This window comes from Paenibacillus sp. FSL P4-0338, from assembly GCF_038002365.1.
Taxonomy (GTDB): domain Bacteria; phylum Bacillota; class Bacilli; order Paenibacillales; family Paenibacillaceae; genus Paenibacillus_AQ.
The window spans coordinates 20736-29917 of the sequence record NZ_JBBOCG010000003.1 but is presented as its reverse complement, the minus strand read 5'-3'; the positions used below and the strand labels follow the sequence as shown (position 1 = coordinate 29917).

The window sequence follows — 9182 nt, the reverse complement described above, 5'->3', positions numbered from 1 at the left end:
TTTGACCAAAAACGCCGCCCCCATAAAACAGGGGCGGCGCTTTCCAAGTATAGTTACATCCGGTCCGGTGCGGTAACACCGACCAGCCGCAGGACGTTGGCAATGGCCGTACGTGCTGCGCCCAGCAGGGCAAGGCGGGCTACTGTCTGAGCGGCATCCTCAGTGATCACGCGCTCTGCCTTGTAATAGCTGTGGAACAACGAAGCCAGGTCGTATACATACCGGACCAGACGGTGCGGTGCATAGCCCTCGGCAGCAATGGTAATCTCCGCAGGCAGTTCACCGATTTTGCGCAGCAGATCATATTCATGTACGGCGGTCAGCTTGCTGTAATCAATCTGGGCTGCATCCGGCACTACAATCCCTTGCTCCTCCGCTTGGCGGAATATGCTGCAAATCCGCGCATGTGCGTATTGTACATAGAATACAGGATTCTCATTGGATGTCGAAATCGCCAGATCCATGTCAAAGTCCAGATGCGAATCCATGCTGCGCATGGTGAAGAAGTAACGGATCGCGTCGATTCCTACTTCATCCATCAGGTCTTCCATCGTGACGGCTTTGCCGGTACGCTTGGACATCTTAACCTTCTCGCCATCCTGGAACAGGCTGACCATTTGGGCGATCAGCACCACGAGCTTCTCGGGATCATTACCGAGCGCCGCCATAGCCGCCTTCATCCGTGGAATATAGCCGTGGTGATCGGCTCCCCAGATGTTGATCATAGTGTCGTAGCCGCGGCCGTATTTGTCGCTGTGATAGGCGATATCCGGTGTGAGGTACGTATACGTGCCATCGTTCTTGATCAGCACGCGGTCTTTATCATCGCCGTATTTGGTGGTCGCAAGCCAGGTGGCGCCTTCCTTCTCATAGACTTCTCCGCGCTCACGAAGCTCATCCAGGGAACGCAGCACTTCTCCGTTCTCATAGAGGGAGGTTTCACTGAACCAGATATCGAAGTTGACCCGGAACCGGCTGAGGTCGCGTTTGATTTTGTCGAGTTCCTTGGCAAGCCCGTAGGTACGGAAGAATGCCGCCCGGTCGCCCGGTGTCATAGCCAGCAGAGAATCGCCCTTCTCCGCCACCAGCTCCTTGGCGAAGCCCTTGATATCCTCTCCATGATAACCGTCCTCCGGCATCTCGGCCGGCTGGCCCAGCTCCTGCAGGTAACGGGTCTCGATGGATTTGCACAGATTGGCGACCTGGTTCCCGGCATCGTTAATGTAGTACTCGCGGGTCACGTTGTAGCCGGCATAATCCAGCACGTTGCACAGGGCATCGCCGACAGCAGCGCCGCGGGCATGTCCCAGATGAAGGCTGCCGGTAGGGTTCGCGCTGACGAACTCCATTTCTACACGCTTGCCCTGGCCTATGTTCACACGGCCATAACCGTCACCCTGCTCGGCCACAAGTGCGATCACGGGGTAGAGATAGCTTTTGGACAAAGTAAAGTTAATGAAGCCCGGTCCGGCAATCTCCGCCTTCTCAATGGAAGCGCGGCCCGTATCCAGGTGCTTGATAATGGCCTCGGCGATCTGCCGGGGATTACGCTTAGCGATCTTGGTCAGCTGCATAGCAGCATTCGTAGCCATATCTCCATGGGCCTTGTCCTTCGGCACTTCCAGCACAATGGCCGGCAGCTCTTCGCGGGACACCAGACCTGCGGCTACAACCGCATCGGCGACGGCCTCCTTCACCCGTTCATGGGCAAGCTGGAGCGGATTTAAAGATTGTGTCATGATTGTGGTTCCTCCTGTATATTCAAACTTATAGCGAACTGTCCTGTTACTTCTCCATATACGTAGAGATCATATTCCCATGAAACGGCAAGCGATCTTCCTTCGCGCTTGATGTCCAGTGTCTTCGTGTCTGTGGTGAGATTGAACTGTGTATAAGGCGAGCGGTAGAATCCGGGCAGCGGTTGCCCCGGCTCAAAGGACTGCTCCGACTGGACAGCACCATGGCGGATCAGCTTGATTCTGCCCTCTGAAATCTTCAGCGTGTTGCGTACCGCGGCCACTGCGCCTTCGGGTCCGGTCTGCTGCTCTTCATAAATAATGTACAGCGACTGTCCCTTGGCAATAGCCTCACCTGCAGCATGCACCACACTGCGCTCTGTGCCCTGCACACTCTCCAGCGTTACCGAAACGCCGTATTTGCCTTGCGGTCCTTCAGTCATCACACGTTCCCCGCTTATTCGTACTTGTAATCATAGAGGTCATATTCGCTTTCCCATTGTACACTATATCCAGATCAGGAGGGCAATTCAATCGCTTTTTCATCTGTCCTGGCCCTCACAGCGGCAATAACGCCACACTCTCCCTGCCGCGAAGCTGACTGATCATCGATGTCCAGGCTTCCGGCTTGTCCGCAAGCACGGCGTAATAACGGGTCAGGAAATCGGCCACCAGCGGCGCTGCGATGCTCTCCAGCTCCTCATCTCCGGGCATGAAGCAGAGGTCCAGACCGGACACCGCTTCGCCATCCCCCTGCCAGGAAGGGTGGACATAGGGAATATCTATTCTTTTATAGCCCAAATGCGACAGAACTTCACGGCGGACGTACGGGTCCATCGGCTTAATTCCGCCAAAATCATACCCCACACGGTACGGATCATAGATCTCAGCGAACATCCCCAGCAGCTCCGTATGATTCTCAGCCGCCAGCTTCTCCAGATCCTTCAAGCGTTGACGCGCCAGAAAACGGCCAATGCCCAGCCCTTCCCGGCCAATAATCGTGAAATCGGTCATCGCCACATTCCAGTCGGCATAATAACGGTATTCCGTAGTGCCTACAACCGTCCCTTCATGTACGGCAGCGAACACGCGTATTCCCGGATCGGCAAGCGGCTCCTTCCACAGGCTGTACTCCAGCACTTCCTCAGGCGGAAATACCTCCGACAGCAGCTGATGCACCTCTCTGAACAACGGGTCGTCAATATCTGTAATTCTTCTATATTCCATAATCAAGGGATCTCCTCCAAGTGATAGGCTGTATTCATTTATTGAAAAGGATTCCGCCATTCCATCAGCGCTGCGTAATTCCCAGATTCCTCGTCCTCCAGATAACCCGCAACCACACTGACCGGAGACCGCCCGCACCGCAGCAGAAAAGTAATCACCGGATCAGACCAGCTTCCGGCAACAACCCCGGCTAAATACTCTTCTGCTGTCATCTGACCGGCCACCCGGTGATAGCCCGGCATCCGACCCGCTCCCAACAGCCGCTCCAGCTTCTGTTCCACGACCACATGGTATAACGACTGGACCAGCTCTTTGCCCAGACCCAGCTTGCGGTATTTGGGACGGACGCACAAATCCGCTATGTACAACGTGTTCCCGTCCGGCTGATGCGAAGTAAGGTATCCGTCTGCCGTAACCTCTGACCACGTATGATGATGCATCGGCGCCTCCGGGTCGAAATTCATCAGGAATCCGGTAACCGATCCGGCCAGCTCCCCGGCCACCTCCACACATAAAGCCCCTTCCGGAAAAAGTGTCACGTGATTCAGCAGCTGCTCCCGGTTCCACCACAGCTCCGCAGGATAAGGCGGCGGGAATGCCTCGGACTGGATCGTGATGAGCTCGGTGAAGTCAGCTTCCGTATAGGAACGGATCACCGCAGGGACCGGCGTCTTGCCGTCCAAAGCGTAGAACTTCTTATAATACATCCGTTAGTCTCCCCTTTACGTCCAGTCGGTGTACAGATCGGTGCGGCGGTCACGCCAGGTGGTTACAGACCCGTGTTCCCGGACGCGGTACAGCAGATCCAGATCCAGATCGGCGGTGATGATCATATCATGGTTAATCTCCCCTTCGGCCAGCAGACCCTGCGGAGGGAACGGGATGTCATTGGGTGTAATTACTGCAGCCTGACCGAAGTTGGCCCGCATCAGGTCAACGGTAGGCAGCGAGCCTACGGTCCCGGTCAGCACTACATAGACTTGATTCTCGATAGCCCGGGCGTGGCTCGTATACCGTACCCGGTGGAAGCCGTGGCGGTCATCCGTGCAGGACGGGCAGAAGATCACATCTGCGCCCTTGGCCCGGGCCATGCGCACAATTTCAGGGAATTCAATGTCATAGCAGGTCAGCATGGCAATGGTCCCATGATCTGTCTGGAATACCTGAAGCTCCTCACCCGCCCCCATATTCCAGCCCTCTACCTCGGCAGGGGTAATATGCAGCTTGGCCTGCTCGGCAATTCTTCCGTCCGGGTAAAAAAGATGGGCTACATTATACAGCTTGCCGCTGCGCCGCAGCACATGGGTCCCCCCAATAATATGTACCACATACTTCTTCGCGTACCCGGAGAACATCTCCAGGTAACGGTCTGTGAACTGCGGCAGATCCTCTATCCCCAGCGCTCCCCCGTCTTCGCCTCCGATCGACATCAGCTGTGTCGTAAGAAATTCAGGGAAGAGGATAAATTCAGCGCCGTACTCTCGGGCCGTCTTGATGTATTGCTCACACTCGGCAGCAAACTCCCCGAAGGAAGAGATGGTGTGCAGATGATATTGTACAGCAGATACGCGAAAAGCCATGGCGGCAGTCCTCCCGGGCATGATTGTTACATGCATTTTCATAAGTATCTAAAATTTTACCATAACCGTTCACAAATTCACACATGGAGCAGCGTGCGCAAATGCTCACCTGTTCCCGCCGGGTTCGACAAGATCCGCTTTCTCTGCCAATGGTGAATATCTCCTCTCATCCTTTCCCATAATGAGGAATACAGGCAGCGGCAGCCCTCATGGTGCCAGCCTGTGTAACTGCTTGAATTCGAAGGAGCCTGATACCATGACGCGCGATTCTGCCACACCCAAAGTCCGCAAACGCCGCTTCCGCCTGCTCTTTCGGCTACTGGTTGTCTCCGCCCTGCTGTTCCTGCTGGCCGCCGGCGCTCTGCTTGGATACCTATATCAGAAGCCGCTCCCCCCGCTTGGGGATGATGTCCGCTCCAGACTGCTTGACGTCAGGGGCAATGTGATGACCACCTTCACTACAGACGGCCGCAGCCGTGAGCCTGTTGAGCTTAACCGGATCTCTCCGCTGCTCATCAAGGCCACGCTGGCTGTGGAGGACCGGAAATTCTATAATCATATCGGCTTTGATCTGAAAGGCATGGGGAGAGCGGTACTCGCCAATCTGGAGGCGGGCAGACGCACGCAAGGGGCCAGCACCTTAACCCAGCAGCTAGCACGCAATCTGTACCTGACCCATGAGAAAACCTGGACCCGCAAAGCCAAGGAAGCGCTATATACCCTACAGCTGGAAATGAAATATTCTAAGGATGAAATCCTGAATATGTATTTAAATGAAATCTACTACGGGCACGGCGCTTATGGGATCGAGGCTGCAGCCCGGATGTATTTCGGCAAAGCTGCCGCAGATCTGGATCTGGCGGAAAGCGCACTGCTGGCCGGAGTGCCCAAGGGACCCACCTATTATTCTCCTTATAATCATCTGGACAGCGCCTTGAAACGTCAAGGCATCATCCTGGCCGCCATGGTCGATACGGGGGATATTACGGAGTCGCAGGCACAGGAGGCTGTTAAGGAGCAGTTGAAGCTGAGCCCGCAGGGTCAAAAGGATACCACGGTGGCTGTACCCTATTTCCGCGATTATGTGCGCAGCCTTGTGATCGACAGCCTGCATATCAGCAGTGACGAGCTGGACCGGGGCGGGCTGAATGTCTATACGACGCTTGACCCGGATATGCAGCAGGCTGCGGAAGCGGCGGTGGATCAGGGTATGGACCACAGCAGCGAGCTGGAAACGGCCCTGGTCTCCGTTGATCCCCGCACTGGCTACGTGAAGGCTATGGTCGGGGGCACGAATTACCGGACCAGCTCCTTCAACCATGTGCTGGCGAAGACGCGCCAGCCCGGATCTTCCTTTAAGCCGATTATGTATTTGGCGGCGCTGTCGACTAAAGAAATGACCGGCTTGTCCGTCTTCAACAGCCAGCCAACGCTATTCCATTATGATAACAACCGCAAGACATACCAGCCCCGGAACTTCGGGGATAAATATCTGGGAGAGATTAATATGCGGCAGGCCATTGCCGCATCCGACAATATCTATGCAGTGAATACCATTATGAAGATTGGGGCAGATAAGGTCGCCGCTATGGCGGCCGCCATGGGCATTAACAGCCCGCTGCAGAGCGTTCCTTCGCTTGCGCTAGGAACCTCGCCTGTCAGCCCGCTGGAGATGGCCGCAGCCTTCGCAGTGATTGCGAATGACGGAGTGAAGCAGCCGGTCACTGCGGTCCTGAAGATCACGGATGCGGGCGGACATCTTCTCTATGAAGCTCCGCAGCCCGAGGGACAGGCCGTCGTTGAGCCGGCAGCAGCTTACGTGTTAACCCGGCTGATGGAGGGGGTCTTCGAGAGCGGAGGCACCGGGAACCGGGTGGCCTCGATGATCAAGCGTCCGGTGGCCGGCAAGACCGGTACTACAGATACCGACGGGTGGATGGTAGGCTTCACGCCTGAGCTCTCAACCGCCGTCTGGGTCGGATATGATAAGGGCCGTGATATTGCGACCACCGACGGCAGACGGGCAGCACCTATCTTCGCCGGATTCACGGAAAAAGCACTGGAGAATGTGCCGCCGAAGATTTTTCCCATTCCCGATGGCGTAGTCAGCGTATATATCGATCCGCTGTCCGGCATGCTGGCTACAGCAGACTGTCCGGAGAAAAAGCTGGAGACCTTCATCAGCGGCACAGAGCCTACCGGATATTGTGACCAGCATAGCTCTGGTGAACCCGGTGCTTCCGGCAGCACCGTGCCTTCAGGTCCTGTCAATCCGGTCAAGGAAGAGCATTCCCTCTGGAATAATATCAAGCGCTGGTGGATGAACTAACCGGGGATTGCCGCTCCCCGCTGCCCTGCGTTACGATGGGGAGACCGGCAGAGGCGTACGCCCGCCTAACTCCGCCGCAGGAAGGTGTGTCATCCATTCATGAAGCCGAATCACTCCGCCGGCCTTGAACCGGGCGCGCCACAGCTGCTGCAGCCTGAGCTCTACAAGCTCCCGGCAGTTGAAGCAGCGCCGCGTCTTCTTGGCCAGCATCTGGTCCGCCGCACGGAAGACGGGGACATCCGCTGCCGCATTGTGGAGACAGAGAGCTACGGAGGTGCTGAGGATAAGGGCAGCCACGCTTACGGCAGCCGCCGGACCGCCCGGACGGAGGTCATGTTCAGCGCAGGAGGCGCAGTGTATGTATACCTGATCTACGGTATGTACCATTGCCTAAATGTCGTAACTGCCGCACAGGACGAGCCGCATGCCGTTCTGATCCGGGCAGTAGAGCCGCTTACGGAGAGGGATGCCGAGCTTATGGCAGCATACAGGGGGGTTGCCGTCAGGAAGCCCTCGGACCTCTCCGGCGGGCCGGGCAAGCTGTGCCGGGCGCTGCGGATTGACAAGAGCCTTAACTTTTCCAGGTTCGATCTGCCGGAAGGCCCGCTGAGCATCGAGCAGGGGGAAGACCCGGAATCCCTGGATATTGTCCAGGCCCCGCGCATCAATATTCCTTATGCAGAAGAGTATGCCGGGCGCCCCTGGCGCTTCTATCTGCGGGCTAATCCTTATGTCTCGGCCAGCGATCCGCAGGCACAGCCCCACAGGCTGGTCTAAAGGCCTATACCGCTGTTTCGGCTGTGGTATATTGGGTATTAATAAGAGAACCCTAATCAGCCTCTCCCTTGGGACTTCCCAGGCGGAGAGGTTTTTCTTCTATTTTTGATCTCCGCATCCTCAGGCGCCAAAAAATGATAAACACTCCTATAAAATGACAATAAATCCCCCTATTTGTATACGCTTCCCCCGTTCTCTTAACTTACAATTACTGCTATAATCATATATATCTACAAAAAATATAAAGATGTAAATGAGGGACATGGGATGAAAGATACAGGCATGATCCGAAGCTTAGACAGTCTCGGAAGAATTGTGGTTCCCGTAGAAATCCGCATGACACGTAATATTGACATTGGGGATCCTATTGAATTTTTTATACTGGATGAGGATATAATCGTCCTCCGAAAGTACACCTCCACAGAATGCACCTTTTGCAGGAGTCTTGATCATGTTACCTACTATAAGGATCAGTTCATTTGCAACACCTGTCTGAAGGAGCTTAGTGACCCCGAACGCGGATCAGAACCCATCCATGCCTCCCCAAGTTCAGCAGAAGAGCAGCCCGAGCCAGCCCGCGGGGTACGGAGAAGTAAGACCGAAGAAATGAGTCTGCGTCTAATGAAAGCGATCGAAGATCATCCTTATGCCAACCAGAAGGAGCTTGCCGAGGTTCTCGGCATCAGCCAAGCCAGAGTCAGCCAGCTCAAGCGCAAGCTGAACACTCCCGGCAGAGCAGATCCGCAGTAACGTTATCCATTCATCCCTGCTTAGACATCAGATAAGGCTTGGCCCCCTAACGGGGCCAAGCCTTAATTTTTGTTCAAATATAAGAATTTATATGTTCACGCTGTACATTATCCTTCTATTTCCCGCCGAAACGGTACCGTCCTTTAAAAGGACGGCAAAGCCGTTTCCACTTGAACTACAAGTATTATTCCGACAGCGCCCCCTTCAGCTCCTCAGGCGAAGCAGCCCACCACTCTTCATTATGGGCCATCAGCAATGACTTCAGCGCGGCCCGCTCAACACTTCCAAGTCCATCCAGAATAAGCTTACGCTTCAAGGCCGCATCCAGCTTATTGACATGATCCGCAAGAATCTTCCAACCGCGGCGCGCCTCGGTGTCAATCCACATCTCGCAGGCGGTAATTCCGCCGTAGAACTGTCCCTCCGGGGTACGGTCAACGGCGACCCATACGACCCATACCTGTCTTCCCGCCGGAACATCCTCACGGTTCATAGAGAACTTGATTCCCTTCTCCACTTTGCTCTTGGCATGCATGGCACCGATATCGATAACGGCGATGCCCTGATCAATAATGACAGGCGATACATTGTTCAGATCAATCGAGCCTGCACCGAAGCCTTTATGCTTAGCTCTGGCGTTCACAATATTCAAGGCAATTTGTTTTTTGCCCTCCGGTTGTACGTTATCCACATGTGCACATCCTTTCCATTCACTAATTATTTAATTTTAGCTAATAATGCGGCGATTGCAAACATATACATCCCGTAGATGCTTGTCACGGG

Annotated in this window: 9 protein-coding genes; 3 read left to right on the top strand and 6 right to left on the bottom strand. The window is 55.0% G+C overall.

The window, feature by feature from the left end; translation table 11 throughout:
* Window positions 1-53: 53 nt before the first annotated feature.
* The 5 genes from argS to MKZ07_RS33415 form a co-directional block, all read right to left on the bottom strand.
* Window positions 54-1739, bottom strand: a complete 1686-nt coding sequence (gene argS, locus MKZ07_RS33435) for an arginine--tRNA ligase (protein WP_341029860.1) — start codon at window positions 1737-1739, stop codon at window positions 54-56.
* A complete protein-coding gene (locus MKZ07_RS33430) occupies window positions 1736-2179 on the bottom strand; it encodes a DUF1934 domain-containing protein (protein ID WP_036698902.1) in 444 nt (147 codons plus the stop codon). Before MKZ07_RS33430 ends, argS begins: the two co-directional genes overlap by 4 nt.
* 115 nt (window positions 2180-2294) lie before the next feature.
* Window positions 2295-2963 (bottom strand): GNAT family N-acetyltransferase, encoded by a 669-nt coding sequence (locus MKZ07_RS33425; protein ID WP_341029858.1) that lies wholly within the window; start codon window positions 2961-2963, stop codon window positions 2295-2297.
* A gap of 38 nt (window positions 2964-3001) precedes the next feature.
* Window positions 3002-3670: a GNAT family N-acetyltransferase gene (locus tag MKZ07_RS33420; RefSeq protein ID WP_036698904.1), complete on the bottom strand. Its 669-nt coding sequence runs from the start codon at window positions 3668-3670 to the stop codon at window positions 3002-3004.
* 15 nt (window positions 3671-3685) lie between these two features.
* Window positions 3686-4543, bottom strand: a complete 858-nt coding sequence (locus MKZ07_RS33415; protein ID WP_036698905.1) for a carbon-nitrogen hydrolase family protein — start codon at window positions 4541-4543, stop codon at window positions 3686-3688.
* Window positions 4544-4799: 256 nt separating this feature from the next.
* On the opposite strand from MKZ07_RS33415, the gene MKZ07_RS33410 reads away from it, so the two are divergent.
* From MKZ07_RS33410 to MKZ07_RS33400, 3 genes are all read left to right on the top strand, one after another.
* A complete protein-coding gene (locus tag MKZ07_RS33410) occupies window positions 4800-6872 on the top strand; it encodes a transglycosylase domain-containing protein (protein WP_036698906.1) in 2073 nt (690 codons plus the stop codon).
* Between the two features lie 99 nt (window positions 6873-6971).
* Window positions 6972-7649, top strand: coding sequence for a DNA-3-methyladenine glycosylase (locus MKZ07_RS33405; protein WP_036698907.1), 678 nt, complete (start codon window positions 6972-6974; stop codon window positions 7647-7649).
* Window positions 7650-7916: 267 nt separating this feature from the next.
* Window positions 7917-8399: an AbrB/MazE/SpoVT family DNA-binding domain-containing protein gene (locus MKZ07_RS33400; RefSeq protein WP_036698909.1), complete on the top strand. Its 483-nt coding sequence runs from the start codon at window positions 7917-7919 to the stop codon at window positions 8397-8399.
* Between the two features lie 184 nt (window positions 8400-8583).
* On the opposite strand, the gene MKZ07_RS33395 is transcribed toward MKZ07_RS33400, so the two are convergent.
* On the bottom strand, window positions 8584-9090 hold the full coding sequence (locus tag MKZ07_RS33395) for a YwhD family protein (protein WP_036698910.1): 507 nt from the start codon (window positions 9088-9090) through the stop codon (window positions 8584-8586).
* Window positions 9091-9182 lie beyond the last annotated feature (92 nt).

Coding starts and splice junctions, on each gene's coding strand:
- MKZ07_RS33425 (WP_341029858.1), bottom strand. CDS start 2,963: ATGGAATATAGAAGAATTACAGATATTGACGACCCGTTGTTCAGAGAG.
- argS (WP_341029860.1), bottom strand. CDS start 1,739: ATGACACAATCTTTAAATCCGCTCCAGCTTGCCCATGAACGGGTGAAG.
- MKZ07_RS33410 (WP_036698906.1), top strand. CDS start 4,800: ATGACGCGCGATTCTGCCACACCCAAAGTCCGCAAACGCCGCTTCCGC.
- MKZ07_RS33420 (WP_036698904.1), bottom strand. CDS start 3,670: ATGTATTATAAGAAGTTCTACGCTTTGGACGGCAAGACGCCGGTCCCT.
- MKZ07_RS33400 (WP_036698909.1), top strand. CDS start 7,917: ATGAAAGATACAGGCATGATCCGAAGCTTAGACAGTCTCGGAAGAATT.
- MKZ07_RS33405 (WP_036698907.1), top strand. CDS start 6,972: ATGAAGCCGAATCACTCCGCCGGCCTTGAACCGGGCGCGCCACAGCTG.
- MKZ07_RS33415 (WP_036698905.1), bottom strand. CDS start 4,543: ATGGCTTTTCGCGTATCTGCTGTACAATATCATCTGCACACCATCTCT.
- MKZ07_RS33430 (WP_036698902.1), bottom strand. CDS start 2,179: ATGACTGAAGGACCGCAAGGCAAATACGGCGTTTCGGTAACGCTGGAG.